We start from the raw sequence: 18,055 nt of genomic DNA on the forward strand, positions 1-18,055 counted from the left end.
GACAGAGACTGTTGTGCTGAGTGAGCAATGGATCGAAACACAGGTCCGAGAAGCGCTTGGCTGCTTTCTGGCTATCGTTGGCGGCTATAGGCCCAAGCCGGATATGCCGGATTGTTGCATTAATTCGCCGTACACGCTCGGCATGGCAGGTTCTGCCACAGAGAGTCAGGCAATTCTGGATTGATCATGGCCAAGCGAAGCGCAACCCGAAAATTCTTCATATTTGGGCCAAACCGGCTAGGTGGTGGCCCTGGCCATGGTCTCGTGTTTGAGAACAAGGACAGGTTGAGAAGGCTCCCTCGTCTGATTGTGAGACCGGCCGAAGGCGGATTTCCTACGTTTCCCGAAGCCCCTCGTATCGTCTACGTCAAAAAGAAGGGCCGTCCGCCCCGTGACCTTGAGGCTTATCTGAGCGGCTATTGGTTTGTCTCAGAACGGCTGAAAGAGATCTTTGAAACTGTTGATCGCGATGCGTTTGCATTTGTTGAGTGCGAATATGTCCTTCCAGACGGCACATTGGGCCCTCGTCACTATTTATGCGACGTCGTGAGAACGATCGATGCAATTGATCTTTCAACCTCGAAAGTATCGATCATTAAGGAACAGGATGATGTTGCGCAGCAACAGCGCGAATTTTATTCAGCATACAGCGGTGCAGAGCTGCGGTTCCGAGACGATGTTGTAGGGGATGCCCACGTTTTTTTTCAAAGCCGCCTCGCGGGTGGCCCGATCTGCGATGAGATTCTATGGAGCGCCTGTCGTGCCGTCCCTGACTTGAAAGGTGTCCTGTTTCGGGATGCGCTGAAACTTTAGCTACCGCATGTTTCCTTGCACACTTTGGTGCGGACGGCGGGGATCGAACCCGCATGACCGAGGCCGAGAGATTTTAAGTCTCTTGCGTCTACCAGTTTCGCCACGTCCGCGTGGCCTTGCTTTTCAGATAGATGGGCGATTCCGTCAAGCGCGCCTGAGCGAAAAGGGGGCGCTGTCCCGTCCTGTCCCCTGTTTGCCGCATCAGGCAGGAGAGGGGCGGTAGCGGAAGGCCGACGCGTCCGGCGCCGGCCTTCGGGGTTTGGCATCATTATGCCTTTTCAAATATCACCGATCGCCATGCTTGCGCAGGCGGCATGAGGCGATGACAGCTCGCTCGACCTTCTCAGTCGAGCAGGTCTGCCGGAACCTTGCCGCCGTTTTCCGACAGCTTCTTCATCAGCGCCTTGTGCAGCCACATGTTCATCTTGGCCGAATCGCCCATGTCGCCGCTATAGCCGAGCTCTTCGGCAAGCTCCTTGCGCTCTGCAAGGCTCGCATCCATGCCGAGTGCCTTCATCAGATCGACGATCGAATGGCGCCAGTCGAGCTTCTGGCCGCTCTTCTTCACGGCGGCATCGAGAATCGGCACCACGTCGATGGCGGTCGCTGCCGGGGTGGCGGGAGCGCCGGCCGCGGTGGTCGCCGCCGGTGCCGAAGCCGTTGGTGCCGAAGCGGGCGACGAGGATGGAGCGGCAGACGATGCCGGGCTGTCTGCCGCCGGTGCCTCTGCCGCAGCCGCCGGCGATCCGAAAATGGCATTCTTGATCTTGCTGAAAATGCTCATGGGTCGTCTCCTCTAAATTAGACTTCTGAGAAGCTAGGGCAAAGGGCGGGTGAGGGGAATGGCCGATGTTCCAAATGCGGACAAAATCCTTGGTTGTCGTCGACAGGTGCGATTTTCCGCAATTGACCTCGCAGGCGCCAAGGCTATCTGCTCTGCGGCACAGATGGAGGCGAATGCATGTTGAGAAGGGTCCTGTTCCTTTTGCTGGCGGTCCTGGCCGGCCCGGTTGCCCATGCTGAGGGTACCGTCAAGGAAGGGCAGTTCATGGCGAGCCGCATCCTCAACAGGAATGTCGAGTTCACGCTCTATCTTCCGCCCGGTTACGGCCGCGACGACCGTCATTATCCGGTGATCTATCTCATGCATGGCGGGCTGGGCGGGCAGAACAGCGACTGGTACCGCTTCGGCAATGCCGGTTACGTCTTCGACAAGCTGATCGAAAGCGGCGAGGTGCCGCCCTTCATCGCGGTGACTCCGGAAGGCCGTCGCGACGAGGAAGACAGGTTCAACACCTATTTCATGAACGATGCCGATGGCGGCTATCTGTGGCAGGATATGTTTTTCAAGGAATTCGTCCCCTATGTCGAAAAATCCTTGCCCGTCGTGCCGGCAAGAAATGCCCGCGCCATCCTCGGCATGTCGATGGGCGGCTATGCGGCCATCGCCTTCTCGCTAAAGCATCCCGACATGTTTGTCGCCGCCGCCGCCCTCAGCGCGGCCGTCAGAACCGACCAGCAGGTCGTCGACATGGATCAGCCCGGTTACGACATGCGCTTCGGCAAGGCCTGGGGCATGGGGCTGAAGGGCAGCGAGCGGCTCAATCGGCTCTATCGTGACAACAGCGTCCTCGATCTCGTCGACACCACGCCGCCCGATCGGATCCGCCGGACGAAGCTCTATATCGATTGCGGTTCCTATGATGGTTTCTTCGCCGGCAATGCCGCGCTGACGCTGAAATTGCAGAAACTCGATGTGCCGCATCATTTCATCGCCCGCGAAGGCGGCCATGACTGGACCTATTGGCGCACCGGCCTACCCGATGCGGTGCGGTTCATCGGCCAGGCCTTCATGAACTGACATCACCTTCATGAACTGAAACCAACTTCATGAACTGAAACCGCCCGCTGCCGCCATCGCTGATGCGTCATCGCCGATGGAAAAAGGGAACCGTTTGGTGGCAAAACGGGCTTGGTCTTCTACCCTTTGCTGTGGCATAGCGAGGGCGATTTGACGACGCAGGATTGCAAATGTTGACGAAGACGGGTGTGGACGAGGCAAGGGCAGCGGTACGGACGATCTTTCCGGAAACGCCGCTGCAGTTGAACGAGCATTTGAGCCGCCGCTACGGCGCCGATATCTGGCTGAAGCGCGAGGATCTCTCGCCGGTCCGCTCCTACAAGATCAGGGGCGCCTTCAATTTCCTGCGCAAGGCGATCGCCGACATGGGAAAACAGGGCGGCGTCGGGGCGAAGACCTTCGTCTGCGCTTCGGCCGGCAATCATGCCCAGGGCTTTGCCTTCGTCTGCCGGCATTTCGAAGTGCCGGGCATCGTCTTCATGCCGGTCACCACGCCGCAGCAGAAGATCGACAAGACCCGCACTTTTGGTGGCGAGTTCATCACCATCAAGCTGGTCGGCGATATTTTCGACCAGTGCTATGCTGCAGCCCGCGCCCATGTGGAGGAGATCGGCGGCATGATGGTGCCGCCCTTTGACGATGCCGATATCATCGAGGGCCAGGCGACGGTTGCCTCGGAAATCCTCTCGCAATTGCCGCAAAGCGTCACGCCCGACATCGTCATCCTGCCGGTCGGCGGCGGCGGCCTGGCCTCCGGCGTCACCGGCTACCTGATGGAGGAAGTGGGTCACGACGGTTTCCTCTTCACCGAACCGACCGGCGCGCCGAGCCTGAAGAAAAGCCTTGAGGCGGGCGCTCCCGTCACTTTGCCGAAGGTTGATAATTTCGTCGATGGCGCGGCCGTGGCGCGCATCGGCACGCTGAATTTCGAGCGTTTGAAGGGCTTTTCCGCCGATCAGGTCCTGCTCGTGCCGGAGAACGCGATCTGCGTGACGATGACCGACATGCTGAATGTCGAAGGTGTCGTGCTCGAGCCTGCCGGTGCATTGTCGATCACCGCGCTGTCGCTGATCGAGCCGGAAAAGATCGCCGGCAAGACCATCGTCTGCGTCGTCTCGGGCGGCAATTTCGATTTCGAGCGCCTGCCCGACGTCAAGGAAAGGGCCATGCGCTATGCCGGCCTGAAGAAATATTTCATCCTGCGCCTGCCGCAGCGCCCCGGCGCCCTGCGTGATTTCCTCAACCTGCTCGGGCCGGACGACGATATCGCCCGCTTCGAATATCTGAAGAAGTCGGCGCGCAATTTCGGCTCCATCCTGATCGGCATCGAAACGACGGCGTCGGAGAATTTCGCCGGCCTTTACGAGCGGTTTGAAGCTGCGGGCCTGGGCTATGAGGATATAACCGAGAACGATATTCTGGCGAACCTCATCATCTGATGCTATCGGGTCTGGCGATCTGAACGGCAATCTACCCCGGCAGCGCTTGGTGCGACCCGGGGCAACGTGTTAGGCAAGGCTATGGCATCGATCTTCTCTTCCCTGTTTTCCACCTTCTCGGGCAAGGACAAGCCGGCCAAGGCCGCGCGCGAAATCGAGCCCGTGGCCTACAAGGACTGCCGGATCTTCCCGGCACCACTGGCCGAAGGCAATCAGTTCCGCCTCGCAGGCCGGATCGAGAAGGACGTCAACGGCGAGACGCTGGTAAGAAACATCATCCGCGCCGACATGTTCTCGTCGATGGAAGATGCCGTCACCTTCACCATCAGCAAGGCCGAGCAGGTCATCGACCAGAATGGCGCATCGCTGTTCTCCGATGGCGAGAAATCACGCTCGGCCTGATTTCGGGCCTGCCTGATTCTGGGTCTGCGTGATTTTGCACAAGCCTGATCCGGCTTGACAGAGCAGGCGGCTGCACCGGAACGGCGCGGTCCCGTTCGACGATCAGAAGTCGCAAACAGTGCGACACTCACTCAATATTAAAAACTCTCATCTAGGCTGGCTGGGCATTTATCAATTTTCCAGCAGTCTGTATCGATGAGATCACAGCGCCTATACTGCAGATCCGTTGCGTGGTTGTTTCTGGCGGCAAGTTTTCTGCCCCATTATGCCTATGCCGACGCAAACCTGCCCGACGGCCATCAGGCGTCCGCGGGCTGGGATGCCGCGTGGATTGCGATGACCGCGGCCTGCCTCCTCTTTATTCAGGCCGGCTCGCTGCTCTTCGGGGCCGGCATGCGCAGGGCGACGGGGCTCGGCGCGATCGCGCAGATCAATCTCCTCGCTCTTGTCCTTGCCGTGATCGGCTTTGCTGCCGTCGGCTTCAACATCGCCTTCGGCCAGTCGCACGATCTGCCTTTCGGTACCGCACCGGTCTTTTCCGTCCTGCATGAAGGGCCTTTCCGGCAGGCGGGCGTGGTTCTCTACCAGTCGCTCATCTGTGCGGTCGCGGCAATCATCCTGTCCTCCATGCTGGGCGCACGCCTCTCGCCCCGGCAGTTCATCCCGGCGATCCTCGTTTTTTCGGCGGTGATCTATCCGCTCTTCCTCCATTTTGCGCATGGCGACCTTTTCGTCGCCAATGTCACGGCGTTTCTCTCGCACCTCGATTTCGTCGATCTGGCCGGTGGCGTCTTCCTCCATGCCACGGCGGGATGGGTGGCGCTCGCTGCGGCAATCGTCTTCATGGCGCCGAAGGGGCAAGCGGACGCGTCGCGGCCCACGCCACGGCGGATTGCCGTGTCCATTCCGGCCGGTGCCCTCATCCTCGCCGCCGGCTGGACATCGCTGAACGGCGTCTTTGCCCTTGTGGCCAGCGCCGACGTTGCGACCGTTGTCAAGAATTCGCTGACAGCGGCCGCAGCCGGCGCATCTCTCGGCGCCGTGATCGGATTGCGCGACGGGCAGGGCGCATTGCTGCGCAACCTGTGCATCGGAGCGCTCGGCGGTCTATCCGCCTCGACGGCGGGCTCTGCCCTGCTTGAACTGCCAGGTGCGATCTTCGTCGGTATCGCGGGTGCCGCCATTGCCATGCTCGGCAATCGTTTCGTCACACGTCAGCTGCGGGTCCACGATCCGGCGGGCCTGATCAGCATCCATGCATTCGCCGGCGCTGCGGGCGCCTTGCTGTTGTCGGTGGCCGCACCGCTCGCGTCCCTGCCTGCCGGCGGTCGGATTGCCCAGTTATGGGTCCAGGCAGTCGGCATCGGCATCGATTTCTACTGGTCGTTCGGTGCGGCATACCTGCTCTTCCGTCTGTCGATCCGGCTTCCGGTGGTCGGCCGCAGGCCTGTCGCGGACGCAGGCGACGACACTTCGGCTGCCGAATGGTCGCTCCCCTTCGATGAATCCGAACGCGTCGCCGCCCTCGCCAAGGCGACATTCGAGGCGATCATGATCCATCGCAACGGCATCGTCGTCGACGGCAATGACGAGCTTGCCAAGCTTGCCGGGCGTCCACTCGATGATCTCATCGGTCGCTCGATCTTTGAGTTCCTGCGCGATGGAGAGGCCATCCGCGTATCGGAGATCGTCAAGCTCAACGACGACGCGCGGCACGAGATTTCCATCGAGCTGCCGGATGGCTCGACCGTACCCGTTGCTGCGCGCGGACGCGATATCGTCTTCAGGGGCGAAAAGGCGCGTGTCGGCTGCTTCGTCGATCTGCGCGAAAGGCGGCAGGCGGAAAAGCGCATCCGTCATCTCGCCCAGCACGATCCGCTGACCGGTCTGCCCAATCGTGTCCTGTTTACCGAGCGCCTGACGGAGATGATGGAGCGTGCCGATGGCAATCGTGCCTTCGGCGTCGTCATCATCGATGTGGACCGGTTCAAGGACATCAACGACATCCACGGCCATCAGGCCGGTGATGCCGTGATCTACGAAGTGGCGGCGCGCTTTGCTGCGCTCGCAGGCGATCATGATGTCGTGGCGAGGCTTGCCGGCGATGAATTTGCCGTCATCCTGGCAGAAGTACTCAGCGTCGAGGAGCTTGAAGCCTTCGGTCGCAATATTCTGGGTGCCATGGCCGTCCCGATCGATATCAGGCCGGAAGAACAGGTGAATGTCACCGTCAGTATCGGCACGGCGCTTTTCCCCGACGATGCCATGGAGATCGATGCGTTGATCGGCTGTGCCGACGTGGCGCTCCATCACGCCAAGACATCCGGCAGGAATGCCATGCGCCGGTTCCTGCCCGGCATGAACGATCTCATCAACAAGCGCCGCGCGCTTGAGCGGGATCTGGAGCAGGCATTGCATCTTGGCCAGTTCGAGCTCTATCTGCAGCCGCGCATATGCGTCGAGGACCTGTCGGTCAGCGGTCACGAAGCTCTTCTGCGCTGGACCCATCCCACCCGCGGCATGGTCAGCCCCGCCGACTTCATCCCCGTCGCCGAAGCCTCGGGCAAGATCATCCAGCTCGGCGAATGGGTGCTGGAAGAGGCGGTGAGGCTGCTCGACCGGGTCGAAGGCCATATCAGCGTCAATGTCAGCCCGCTGCAGTTCCGCCATGCGGATTTCGTCGCAAGGCTAGCCCGGTTGCTTGAGCAATCCGGCACCGATCCCGGCCGCATCGAACTCGAAATCACCGAAAGCGTACTGATCGACGATCACAGCCGCGCGCTTCAGATCCTGACGGAGCTGAAGCGGATGGGGTTCACCATTGCGCTCGATGACTTCGGGACCGGCTATTCCTCGCTCAGCTATCTCAGCCACTATCCCTTCGACACGATCAAGATCGACCGCAGCTTCGTCCAGAACCTGAGCACCGCTGAAAAGACCCAGCTGATCGTCAGGACGATCATCGATCTGGGCGAGGCGCTCGGCATGAAAGTGGTTGCCGAAGGGGTGGAGACGATCGAGGAGGCGGCCTTCCTCAGTCGCTTCGGTTGTCACGAGCTTCAGGGCTATCTGCTCGGCCGACCGTCCCGCATCGCCGAGCTGCAGAAAATCGTTGCGCCGAGGCTCGCCGCCCAATTGCAGGCGGTACAGTTGCTGCGCCGCCGACATGTATCTGCCGATGACGAGGGGCGATCCGGGGTGCGGATCGCCGAGGCTCGCGCCTGATCGGCGGGTATTGGAGAAACCTTAACTGTGGCTCTCCTAAAACACAGGCAGCGGATGGGACGAAGGAGGTGCCATGCAGTGGTTTAATCTCGGTCTCTTCCTGATCGAGGCAGTCGTCTATTTCTCCGTGATGACGCTGTTTCTGCATTTCCGCCGCCCGCTCGGCCTGGGTGTCTTCCTTGCCGCACTCGGCGTCATGCATTTCATGGAGACCTATCTCGCGGCGGTCTTTTATGTCGAGCTTCCCTTCGGCACGGTATCGCCCGGATCCTCGGTCTTCTTTGCCGGCAAGCTGATGATGATCCTGCTTCTCTACATCAAGGAGGATGCAGCCACCGTCCGCCAGCCGATATACGGCCTCTTCCTCGGCAATCTCTTGACTGTCGGGCTGGCGCAGATCCTTCAGGCCCATGCATCCGTCACCCTGCCGGGCGGCCGGATGGCTGACATGCCGTTTCTCGGCGAGATGGGCTGGCTGATGGTCTGGGGCACCTCGATCCTCTATCTGGATTCGATCGGCATCATCCTGTTCTACGAACGGCTGGGACGCATGCTGGAGCGCCACAACGTCCTGCGCTTTGCCATCAGCGGCGCCGTGTTGCTGACCTTCGATCAGCTCGCCTTCTATCTCGTTTTGCATACGCTCTTCGACGCGCCGCTCTCCGTGCTTTTCGGCGGCTGGTACGCCAAGATGCTGTCGGTCGGCATCTATTCGCTTCTCTATGCCGTCTATCTGAGGCTCGATCAGAACGACCGATGGAGCACATCGTCCCGCCAGATCACCGATATCTTCCACGACCTGACGTTTCGCGAACGCTATCAGGCGCTTCTGGCACGGGCAGGCGTCGATGGTCTGACCGGCGTATTCGACCGGGGACGCTACGAGGTCGACGGGCCCCAGTTGCTGAGCGAGAGCATGGCGGGTGGCCGGCCGCTCAGCCTGGTGATGATCGACGCCGACCGCTTCAAGGAGGTCAACGACCTCTACGGCCATCAGCGCGGCGATACGGTGCTGAAACAGCTTGCCGCCTGCCTGACGGGCCATCTGCGCCCCGGAGACCATCTTTCGCGCTTCGGCGGTGAGGAATTCGTTCTCCTCCTCCCGGGCACCGATCACGGTATGGCGCTTCGTTTCGCTGAAGACTTGAGGCTCGATATCAGCCGGGTCATCAGCCGTCCCGATGGTGCAGGCCTCACCGTTTCAGTCGGCGTTGCTACAGCGCCCGACGATGGCAGGGCGCTCGATCTTCTTCTCGGGCGGGCGGACGAACGGCTCTACCAGGCAAAAAACAGCGGCCGTGACAATGTCCACGGCCGCTTCGGAAGAGTGATGCCCTGAGCGGGCCTGCTTGAACGGGCCTGCCTTGAACGGGGCCTGTCTTGTGTCGCGATCAGGCGGCGAGCGCGAGCTGCTGCGTGCGTTCCTTGGCAGAGGCGATCGCCTTGTCGAAGGCTTCCGGGCCGAAGGCCGTGCCTTCGACATAGATGACCTCGACGTCGGTCATGCCCATGAAGGCCAGAACCGTCTTGAGGTAGGGGATGGCGTGGTTCATCACCATGGCCGGGCCTTCGGAATAGATGCCGGCAGCCGAAAGCACGATGTAGACCTTCTTGCCGGTGGCAAGACCCTGCGGGCCTTCTGCGGTGTAGCGGAAGGTCATGCCGGCGCGGGCGACATTGTCGATCCAGCTCTTCAGCGTCGAATAGATGTTGAAGTTGATGAGGCCCGTTGCCAGCACCACGGTGTCGGCGGCAAGCAGTTCGGCAACCAGCTTGTCGGAGGTCGCGGCAGCAGCAGCCTCATCGGCATTGCGGGCTTCGGCCGGCTTGCGGATCGCCGATGTGGTCACGGTGTCGAGATGCGGGATCGGGTTCTTGCCGAGATCATGCGTGACGACGGTAGCATCCGGCGTCTTCGCCTTCAGCTTATCGACGAATTCGTTGGCGATCTTGGTGGAAAGCGATTCATCGCCGCGCGGGCTGGAGGTCACGAGAAGGATGGAGGACATGGTGCCAATTCCTTGATAATTATTGCGATCGATCGAGCCGGAGGTTTTTGGGTGCGACCGGATGGCTCGTGTGACACCAGAAATAGCGATGGACGGACATTGATTAAACGCAGATAATGTCGAAGCTTTCTATCGAATAATTGGATAGCGGATATGGATGCCAACCCCACACTCGATCAGCTGCAGGTTTTCATTGTCGTGGCGGAAACAGGAAGCTTTTCCGCCGCCGCCCGCGCGCTCAATCGCGCCCAATCGGTGGTCAGTTACACGATCGGCAATCTCGAGGCGCAACTGGAAGTGCAGCTTTTCGAGCGCAGTGGCGCGCGCCAGCCGAAACTGACGGACGCGGGCAGGGCGATGCTGGTCGATGCCCGCCGCATCGTCGCCGATCTTCAGGTGATGCGCTCCCGTGCCAAGACCATCAAGCGCGGCCTGGAGACGGAACTGTCGCTCGCCATCAGCGTCATGGTGCCGACCGACGCGCTCGTCGCCGAACTCAGTGAGTTCCGCCGCGAGTTTCCAAGCGTGGCGCTCAATCTCAATGTTGGCGAACTCGGCCGGGTGATGGATCTCGTCGTCAGCGGCAAGGCGGATATCGCCATTGGCGGGGCGCTGCTGAAGCAGGATGATTCCATCGTCGCAGACAGGATCGGCCATGCCTTCATGCTTCCGGTCGCCGCCCCGGATCATCCACTCGCACAAATGGGCCGGCCGCTGACGCTTGCCGACGTGCGCGAGGAAACCCAGCTCGTCGTGACCGACTCGTCCGGAATGACCTCCGGGCGCGATTTCAATGTCCTGTCTTTCAAGATCTGGCGGGTCAGCGACGTCGCGACCAAGCACCATCTGGTCAAGGGTGGGCTCGGATGGGGTGGCCTGCCTGCCTCGCTGGTGCGCGACGACGTGCGTGACGGCAATCTCGTCGTGCTGGAACTCGATGCTTACGAACAGGGCGAATACCCGCTCTATGCGCTGCGCCGTGCCGCCAATCCGCCGGGGCCTGCAGGCCAGTGGCTGATCGAGAGCTTTGCCCGGCGCCTGTCGACCTGCCCGAGCAAGGCGCATTTCGACGCGACACTGAAGGTTGACGGCGAAAGACAGGCCTATCCGCAGGCCGCCGAATAGAGGTCGCTGCAATCTGGTCGGGTGAGGCCTGATTGACCTGCGGAGGCCGATCTTGCTATAGGATCGTCACGGTCAGCAGTACACCGAGGCGTCACCGTCCCTTCCGGGAAGCTAAACCTGCGCATTTGAAGAGATCAGCACTTATCCCGTGCCGACGTCGACAAGACGGTGACCAGCGACAATCCAAAATGATCGGCGCATCGAGGATAAGCCATGACCAGAACCATCTTTCCGATGGCCGTTGCCGACATGTCGGCTTTCGCCAGATCCCTGCGCCAGCAGATCGCCACGCTTGATCACAAGCCGAGCCATCTCGAAATGCTGAACCTCCTCAGCCGTGCCGGGGGCTTCCGCAATTACCAGCATTTTCGCGCCGAAGCCGAGGCGACCGGGCCTGTCGGCACGCCTGAAGCCGTCGCGGATCGCCTGCCGCCATTGCCGGATATGCCGGCAGATATGCAGCCCGACATGCAGCCGGACGAAAAGCGCGTGATGCATACGCTACGCGTCTTCGACCGCGCCGGCCGGATCACCCGCTGGCCGGGAAAACGCTCCCAGCAGCAATTATGCATGTGGTACCTGTGGTCGAAGATCCCACGCGGGCGCTCTTTCTCCGAAAGGGAGATCGGCGACTTCCTCAATACCCTGCATCTCTTCGGTGACCCGGCACTGCTGCGCCGCGATCTCTTCGATCTCGGCCTCGTGACCCGCAACCGCGACGGCAGCAATTATCGCCGTGTCGAGCGCAGGCCGCCGCCGGAACTCGGCCTTCTCACGCGCCGGATCGGCACGGAGCCGCAACGTGCCCCGGGTGTCGGAACCGCGCGGGTAAGTGGCCGCAGGCAAACGGCTGTGATCGTCACCGGCAATCCGGCCTGACGGCCCGAAAACCGCTCGGCAGGCCTCGTCGGCAAACGAGGTCTGCTACAGCGTCACCGTACCGGATATGCATGTGGCAACCTCACCGCCGACCCAGATGTCGCCGCCGACCTTGTCGACATGCACCCGTCCGGCGCGGCCGAGCACGGTGCCCTGTGCGGCGACATAGCTTTCCGGCGCGATGCCTGAACCGATCAGCCATTGGGCAAGACCGGCATTGAGGCTGCCCGTCACCGGGTCCTCGGTGCCGCGATTGCTGAAGGCGCGCACTTCGAACAGCGCCTCGTCGCCATCGGCCTCCGGACTGAACCGCCCGGCAATGCCGACACGCGTGCCGGCGAGAATGCTGAAATCGGGGCGGACCGCCAGCACATAGGCGCGCGACGGCAACAGAACGCCGATCCAGTCCGGTCCGTTGTCGATCCAGTTGGCATCCTCGATCGTGGTCCGCGCCACGCCGAGGCCGGCTGCGATCTTCTCGACCAGCGCTTCCTCCACCGCGCCGCTGCGCCGCAAGGGAGGGGCGGCAAAGGCAAGCCTTTGGCCGTCGCGGCGGATGCGCACCAGCCCGGCACCGCATTCCTGCACGACTTCGCCCTCGGGCGGATTTTCGGCCTGGCTCAGCCAGACATGCGCGCTGCCGAGTGTCGGATGGCCGGCAAAGGGCAGTTCCTGGATGGGGGTGAAGATGCGCACCCGGTAATGCGCCTCGGGCACCGTCGGCTTCAAAAGAAAGGTCGTCTCGCTGAGATTGGTCCAGTTGGCGAAGGCCTGCATCTCGGCATCCGTCAATTGATCCGCACCGACGACGACCGCAAGCGGATTACCGCGCATCGGCTGGCTGGAAAAGACGTCGACCTGCTGGAAGGAAAATGTGGGCATGGGGATCACTGTATCTCGTTGACTCTTGAAAACGGCAGCGTCGCTGCTGCCGTCCGATACTGCAATTGGCCGAGATCAACTCACAGCGTCAGCCGGAAGTTCGAAAAACCGTTCTCGCCGTCGCCAGCATAGTCGATTTTCGCCCCCTTGATCTCGCTGGCGAAGTGGCGGCCTATCGGCCCGCTTTCGAACAGCGCGGTCGTGCCGGGCAGTGGCTTGAACGACCAGTTGCCATCCGCCGATGGATTGATCGTGCCCTGGTCGACGATATAGCGCACGATCACGTCGCGATTGGTGTCGGGAGCGGCAAAGATCAGCTTGTCGCCGGCGATCTCCGGAAACTTGCCGCCGCCGCCGGCCCGGTAATTGTTCGTCGCGACGACGAATTTCTGTTCGAGATCAATCGGTTTCCCGTCGAACTTGAGATCGAGGATGCGGTTGGCGTCGGCATTGATGAGCTTGCCGTCCTTGTCGAAGCGCACCGGCTGCGACAGGTCGATCTGGTAGGTCACGCCGTCGATCACGTCGAAATTGTAGGACGGGAAGCCGTCGTTCAACAGCGGTGCATCCTTGGCGCCCGGCTGGACCTGGTTGAACATGCCGGCCGACATTTCCAGCCAGTTCTTCACCTGCGCACCGGTGACCAGAACGGCCTGTACCGTGTTGGGATAGAGATAGAGATCGGCGACATTCTTGATGGCGATATCGCCGGTCGGCACGTCGGTATAATAGTCGGAGCCATTGCGCCCGCCTGCCTTGAACGGTGCCGCCGCCGAAAGCAGCGGCAGATCCTTGTAGGGACCGTCCTTCAGCATCGCCTTCATGTACCAGGTCTGCGCATTGGAGACGATCTGCACCGACGGGTCGTCGGCGACCAGCGCGAAATAGGAATAGAGCGGCGCCGAGGTCTTGCCCACCGGACGGCGTACGTAGGCAAGCGTCGCCTCATGTTCTCTGCGTGCGGCATCAAGCACTTCCGGCTTGTCCTTCACGTCGGCTATGACCTTGTGGCTGTCGTCGCGATGGTAGATCGGACGCGCCTCTGAGGTGGAGGAAATGATCTTCCAGCGATCGCCGTCCTTTTCGACCAGAAGGTCGATCAGGCCCATATGCGAGCCCCAGAAACCGCCCATCACGGCCGGCTTGCCCATCAGCGTGCCTTTCTCGGCATCGGCCCCGGCAATGCCGACGAAATCCTTCGGGCCGGGGAAGACCAGGTGCTGGTGGCCGGTGAAGATCGCATCGATACCGTCGACGCCGGCGAGATAGAGCGAGGCGTTCTCCATCCGGTCGCTCTGGCCCGAACCGTCTATGCCGGAATGCGACAGCGCGATCACGATATCCGCGCCTTCCTCCTTCATCACCGGAACCCAGGCTTTTGCCGCATCGACGATGTCGCGCGTCTGCGCCTTGCCTTCGAGGTTCTTGGCATCCCAGGTCATGATCGGCGGAGTAACGAAGCCGATGAAGCCGACCTTGATCGGGCTGGTCTTGCCCGCCCCGTCACGGATCTGCTTCTCAAGGATCACATAGGGTTTGAAAAACAGTTCATCTTGTCTGGCATCGGATGCCAGCAGGCCTCTGGTAAGGTTGGCACAAACGTAAGGGAAGCTGGAACCGGAAAGGACCTTGAACATGAAGTCCAGGCCGTAGTTGAACTCGTGATTTCCCAGCGTCCCGACATCGTAACCCAGCACGTTCATCGCCTTGATGACGGGGTGCATGTCGCCATCCTTCATGCCCCGCTCATAGGCGATATAGTCGCCGAGCGGATTGCCCTGCAGGAAATCGCCATTGTCGATCAGCATCGAATTGCCGGCTTCCGCGCGGATCGCGTCGATGATCGAGGCGGTGCGGGCAAGGCCCAGCGTATCGCTCGGCTTGTCGGCATAATAGTCATAGGGGAAGACATGGACATGGATGTCCGTCGTTTCCATGATCCGCAGATGCGCCTGGTTGGCCTGTGCCCGCGCTGCAAACGGATGCAGCGCGACAAGCGCCGATGAGGCGGCGGCACCGGCGAGGACAGAGCGGCGCGAAATCTGCGCGGACGGTGCGGAAAGCAGCATGAAATCTCCCTCATTCGTCATCGAAAGGCGCGACACTACAGCATCGGCCCGAAAATCGGAATCGATTTTCGGAAAGCCTGATGCGTAGATTCAAGGAGATAGAGCGTCAGCCTGCGTCATTTAAATGACGGAGGAAGGTCTGCCCGCCCGGCGGGGCTATCCCCTCAGCACCGGCGTGACGTCCTGATGGAAAAAGCGGAAATAGGCGGCGACCTGTGCCGAGGCATTGGTGTTCGGGCGGAACTGGATGCCGAGGCGGCCGCTATGCGACCACTTGACGATGCCTTCCAGCACGCCGAGTTCCTCGCTGTCGATCCTGATCGGGCTGCCGACCGATGCATTGAAGGGGGCGCTAAGATCGAGCGCCAGTCCCGTCGCCGAGATGTTGACCACCCGGCCATTCACCGACTGTCCGTAATATTTCAGCGTGCCCGCGATGCGTGTCTTGCGGCGTGGTGCCGAACGCACCGTCATGTTCAGATTGTTGACCGCCATGGATCCTTCTCCTGTCTGTGCCGCAAGCTTAGCCGACATCAATTGAGACGAATTTAGCACCTGTCACAAAATTGTAGCGAATCGGGTAAGCGCGGCTTTACTTCCCCGCCGATCCGGCACCAATGGATGGGCGCGGCGAGGGTGATTCTCCTAATGATTCCCCGGCGGTTCGGGTGAGGCTGGAGGGATGGCTTCTGTCTGCATTGAGCACTGACGAGACAATGTCCGGCAGGCCTGCCGGATGAGCACGACGGTCGTCTTCCTGGCGCTGTTTGCCGCCATTCTCCATGCAAGCTGGAATGCCTTCCTGCGATCGGGCGCCGATCGCTTCTGGCTGATGACGGTGATGAACCTGGCGATCAGCATCGCGGCGCTGCCGGTGGCCCTGTGGCTGCCGCTCCCGGCCTCGGCCGCATGGCCCTATATTGTCGGCTCGTCGATCTTCCAGCTGCTTTACGGTCTTCTTCTGGTCGCCGCCTATCGCCATGGGGAACTCGGCCAAGTCTATCCGATCATTCGCGGCAGCGCGCCGCTGCTCGTCACCGCCGCCACCTTCGTGTTGGTCGGCGAGGTCCTGCATCCGCTCGCCATGCTCGGCGTCTGCTGCATCGTGCTCGGCATCATGGCTTTGGCGCTCGGCAAGGCGCGGGCGACGACCACGTCCATGCTGTTTGCACTGGCGACCGGCGTTGCGATTGCCGGCTATTCGACCGTCGATGCCATCGGCATCAGGCTCTCGGGTGACAGGATCGCCTATATCGCCTGGGTCTTCATCCTGCCCGGCATCATGCTTTCAATTGCCTATATGGTCATGCGCGGTCCGCTGCGCGTCAATCTGCGCGCGCCCGAAACCCGCAAGGCGATCGGCGGCGGCATGGTCTCGCTCTGCTCCTACGGCACCGTGCTGATCGCCTATTCCATGGCGCCCGCCGGCCCGGTTTCGGCGCTTCGCGAAACCAGCGTCGTCTTCGCTGCCCTGATCGGCTGGCGGTTCTTAGGCGAAAGGCTCACCGCCAAGCGTATCGCCGCCTGCATCATGGTTGCCGCGGGCGCAATCCTGATCGGCCTTTCATAAGCCGGGGTCATAACCCAGGATGTCATAACCCGACATTCGGCCGGTCGATGACCTCGCGCAGGGCGAAGCTGGAATTGATCTTCACCACATGCGGCAGGGCTGACAGCCAGTCCCGGTGGATGCGCTCATAATCTGCCAGGTCCTTGGCCGCCACCCGCAGGATATAGTCGTATTCTCCCGACATCAGGTAGCAGACCAGCACGTTCGGGCAGAGTTTGACCGCCGCCTCGAACTCCGTCAGCGTCTTGGCGAACTGGCCCGACAGCGAAATGTGCACGATGGCCACCATCTTGGTGTCGAGTGCCGCATTGGAAAGCCGTGCGTAATAGCCGCTGATCGTGCCGTTCTTCTCCAGTATGTCGAGCCGTCGCGAACAGGCCGATGGCGACAGGCCGACCCGTTCGGCAAGCTCCGCATTGGAAATCCGGCCGTTCTCCTGCAGCGTGCGCATCATCGCACGATCGATTGCGTCAAAGCTGCTCATTCGGCAGTCCTTCGAAAATTGGCTCCATCGCGCAATAGTCTGCGAAAATCTGCCTTCCGGCAATTCGTCTTCGCAAGGACATTCTGTCGCTTTTCTGGTGTGCTTGGCACGCAGAAATCAACTGGCGGCTGCCATCATAAAAGAGAGGAATGCTGCATGCGTGTCGGATGTCCGAAGGAAATCAAGAACCATGAATATCGTGTCGGCCTGACGCCCGGTGCCGTGCGCGAATATGTGGCGCATGGCCATGAGGTTCTGGTCGAAACCAAGGCCGGAGCCGGCATCGGTGCCGATGATGCCGCCTATCAGGCAGCCGGCGCCAGGATCGTCGCCGGCCCGAAGGACATCTTTGAAAAATGCGACATGGTGGTGAAGGTCAAGGAACCGCAGCCGGCCGAATGGGCTGAGCTTCGCGATGGCCAGATCCTCTATACCTATCTTCATCTCGCACCGGATCCGGAACAGACCAAGGGGCTCCTCGCGTCCGGCGTCACCGCCGTCGCCTATGAAACGGTGACCGATGAGCGCGGTGGCCTGCCGCTTCTCGCGCCCATGTCGGAAGTCGCCGGCCGGCTGGCAATCCAGGCCGGTGCCACGGGCCTGCAGAAGGCCAATGGCGGGCGCGGCATCCTGCTCGGCGGCGTGCCCGGCGTGCTGCCGGCCAAGGTCGTCGTTGTCGGCGGTGGCGTCGTCGGCCTGCATGCGGCCCGCATGGCAGCCGGTCTTGGCGCCGATGTCTCCATTCTCGATCGCTCGCTGCCCCGCCTGCGCCAGCTCGACGATCTTTTCGCCGGTCGTGTCCACACCCGCTATTCGACGATCGATGCTATCGAAGACGAAGTGTTCTCGGCCGATCTCATTATCGGCGCCGTGCTGATCCCCGGTGCCGCCGCCCCGAAACTGGTCAGCCGCGAAATGCTCTCGGGGATGAAGAAGGGGGCCGTGATGGTCGACGTTGCGATCGACCAGGGCGGCTGCTTCGAAACCTCCCATGCCACGACCCATTCCGACCCGACCTACGAGGTCGATGGCATCGTCCACTACTGCGTTGCCAACATGCCCGGCGCCGTGCCGATCACCTCAACCCATGCGCTGAACAATGCCACCCTGCAGCATGGCCTGGCACTCGCCGATCGTGGCCTCAGGGCCATCGCCGAGGACCGCCACCTGCGCAACGGTCTCAATGTTCACAAGGGAAGGGTGACCAACGCCGCCGTTGCAGAAGCTCTCGGCTACGAAGCCTTCGCACCGGAAAAGCTTCTAAACGTCGCCTGAGGCGAGGCGTCGAAACGCATGA

Annotated in this window: 16 protein-coding genes and 1 tRNA gene; 10 read left to right on the forward strand and 7 right to left on the reverse strand. The window is 61.3% G+C overall.

Annotation, left to right across the window (positions count from 1 at the left end):
- The first annotated feature begins 186 nt into the window (after positions 1 to 186).
- Entirely contained in the window at positions 187 to 813 is a 627-nt protein-coding gene (locus tag NCHU2750_RS07215; protein WP_162939526.1) for an imm11 family protein, read from the forward strand.
- A gap of 25 nt (positions 814 to 838) precedes the next feature.
- Here the strand turns inward: NCHU2750_RS07215 and NCHU2750_RS07220 are convergent.
- Positions 839 to 923: transfer RNA gene (locus NCHU2750_RS07220), tRNA-Leu, on the reverse strand.
- Positions 924 to 1,156: 233 nt separating this feature from the next.
- Positions 1,157 to 1,597 carry a DUF3597 domain-containing protein gene (locus NCHU2750_RS07225; RefSeq protein ID WP_119939823.1) on the reverse strand — a complete coding sequence of 147 codons (441 nt, stop codon included), beginning with the start codon at positions 1,595 to 1,597 and terminating at the stop codon, positions 1,157 to 1,159.
- A 177-nt stretch (positions 1,598 to 1,774) separates the two neighbouring features.
- Here NCHU2750_RS07225 and NCHU2750_RS07230 point away from each other — a divergent pair, with 177 nt between their 5' ends.
- The 5 genes from NCHU2750_RS07230 to NCHU2750_RS07250 all read left to right on the forward strand — a co-directional run bounded on the left by NCHU2750_RS07230 (position 1,775) and on the right by NCHU2750_RS07250 (position 9,079).
- Complete coding sequence (locus NCHU2750_RS07230) at positions 1,775 to 2,674, forward strand: alpha/beta hydrolase (RefSeq protein WP_119939824.1); 900 nt, start codon at positions 1,775 to 1,777, stop codon at positions 2,672 to 2,674.
- A 170-nt stretch (positions 2,675 to 2,844) separates the two neighbouring features.
- A complete protein-coding gene (ilvA, locus tag NCHU2750_RS07235; protein ID WP_119939825.1) occupies positions 2,845 to 4,113 on the forward strand; it encodes a threonine ammonia-lyase in 1,269 nt (422 codons plus the stop codon).
- An 81-nt stretch (positions 4,114 to 4,194) separates the two neighbouring features.
- The gene (locus NCHU2750_RS07240) at positions 4,195 to 4,515 is read left to right on the forward strand and encodes an HlyU family transcriptional regulator (protein WP_119939826.1); all 321 of its coding nucleotides are present in this window, start codon (positions 4,195 to 4,197) and stop codon (positions 4,513 to 4,515) included.
- A 195-nt stretch (positions 4,516 to 4,710) separates the two neighbouring features.
- Entirely contained in the window at positions 4,711 to 7,740 is a 3,030-nt protein-coding gene (locus NCHU2750_RS07245; protein WP_119939827.1) for an EAL domain-containing protein, read from the forward strand.
- A gap of 73 nt (positions 7,741 to 7,813) precedes the next feature.
- Positions 7,814 to 9,079, forward strand: a complete 1,266-nt coding sequence (locus tag NCHU2750_RS07250; RefSeq protein WP_119939828.1) for a GGDEF domain-containing protein — start codon at positions 7,814 to 7,816, stop codon at positions 9,077 to 9,079.
- 52 nt (positions 9,080 to 9,131) lie between these two features.
- Here NCHU2750_RS07250 and NCHU2750_RS07255 read toward each other — a convergent pair whose 3' ends face one another.
- The gene (locus tag NCHU2750_RS07255) at positions 9,132 to 9,749 is read right to left on the reverse strand and encodes an FMN-dependent NADH-azoreductase (protein WP_119939829.1); all 618 of its coding nucleotides are present in this window, start codon (positions 9,747 to 9,749) and stop codon (positions 9,132 to 9,134) included.
- Between the two features lie 153 nt (positions 9,750 to 9,902).
- On the opposite strand from NCHU2750_RS07255, the gene NCHU2750_RS07260 reads away from it, so the two are divergent.
- Both NCHU2750_RS07260 and NCHU2750_RS07265 read left to right on the forward strand, forming a co-directional pair.
- Entirely contained in the window at positions 9,903 to 10,874 is a 972-nt protein-coding gene (locus NCHU2750_RS07260) for a LysR family transcriptional regulator (RefSeq protein ID WP_119939830.1), read from the forward strand.
- Between the two features lie 213 nt (positions 10,875 to 11,087).
- On the forward strand, positions 11,088 to 11,753 hold the full coding sequence (locus NCHU2750_RS07265) for a DUF2087 domain-containing protein (protein WP_119939831.1): 666 nt from the start codon (positions 11,088 to 11,090) through the stop codon (positions 11,751 to 11,753).
- Between the two features lie 45 nt (positions 11,754 to 11,798).
- Here the strand turns inward: NCHU2750_RS07265 and NCHU2750_RS07270 are convergent, their stop codons facing one another.
- The 3 genes from NCHU2750_RS07270 to NCHU2750_RS07280 form a co-directional block, all read right to left on the reverse strand.
- The gene (locus NCHU2750_RS07270) at positions 11,799 to 12,635 is read right to left on the reverse strand and encodes a PhzF family phenazine biosynthesis protein (RefSeq protein WP_119939832.1); all 837 of its coding nucleotides are present in this window, start codon (positions 12,633 to 12,635) and stop codon (positions 11,799 to 11,801) included.
- A gap of 80 nt (positions 12,636 to 12,715) precedes the next feature.
- A complete protein-coding gene (locus tag NCHU2750_RS07275; protein ID WP_119939833.1) occupies positions 12,716 to 14,704 on the reverse strand; it encodes a bifunctional 2',3'-cyclic-nucleotide 2'-phosphodiesterase/3'-nucleotidase in 1,989 nt (662 codons plus the stop codon).
- Positions 14,705 to 14,860: 156 nt separating this feature from the next.
- Positions 14,861 to 15,199: a PilZ domain-containing protein gene (locus NCHU2750_RS07280; protein ID WP_119939834.1), complete on the reverse strand. Its 339-nt coding sequence runs from the start codon at positions 15,197 to 15,199 to the stop codon at positions 14,861 to 14,863.
- Between the two features lie 241 nt (positions 15,200 to 15,440).
- Between NCHU2750_RS07280 and NCHU2750_RS07285 the strand changes: the two genes are divergently transcribed.
- On the forward strand, positions 15,441 to 16,274 hold the full coding sequence (locus tag NCHU2750_RS07285; RefSeq protein ID WP_119939835.1) for an EamA family transporter: 834 nt from the start codon (positions 15,441 to 15,443) through the stop codon (positions 16,272 to 16,274).
- A 22-nt stretch (positions 16,275 to 16,296) separates the two neighbouring features.
- On the opposite strand, the gene NCHU2750_RS07290 is transcribed toward NCHU2750_RS07285, so the two are convergent.
- Positions 16,297 to 16,758, reverse strand: a complete 462-nt coding sequence (locus NCHU2750_RS07290; RefSeq protein WP_119939836.1) for an Lrp/AsnC family transcriptional regulator — start codon at positions 16,756 to 16,758, stop codon at positions 16,297 to 16,299.
- A gap of 156 nt (positions 16,759 to 16,914) precedes the next feature.
- Here NCHU2750_RS07290 and ald point away from each other — a divergent pair, with 156 nt between their 5' ends.
- Entirely contained in the window at positions 16,915 to 18,033 is a 1,119-nt protein-coding gene (gene ald / locus NCHU2750_RS07295; protein ID WP_119939837.1) for an alanine dehydrogenase, read from the forward strand.
- Positions 18,034 to 18,055: the final 22 nt, after the last annotated feature.

Source organism: Neorhizobium sp. NCHU2750 (assembly GCF_003597675.1).
GTDB lineage: Bacteria > Pseudomonadota > Alphaproteobacteria > Rhizobiales > Rhizobiaceae > Neorhizobium.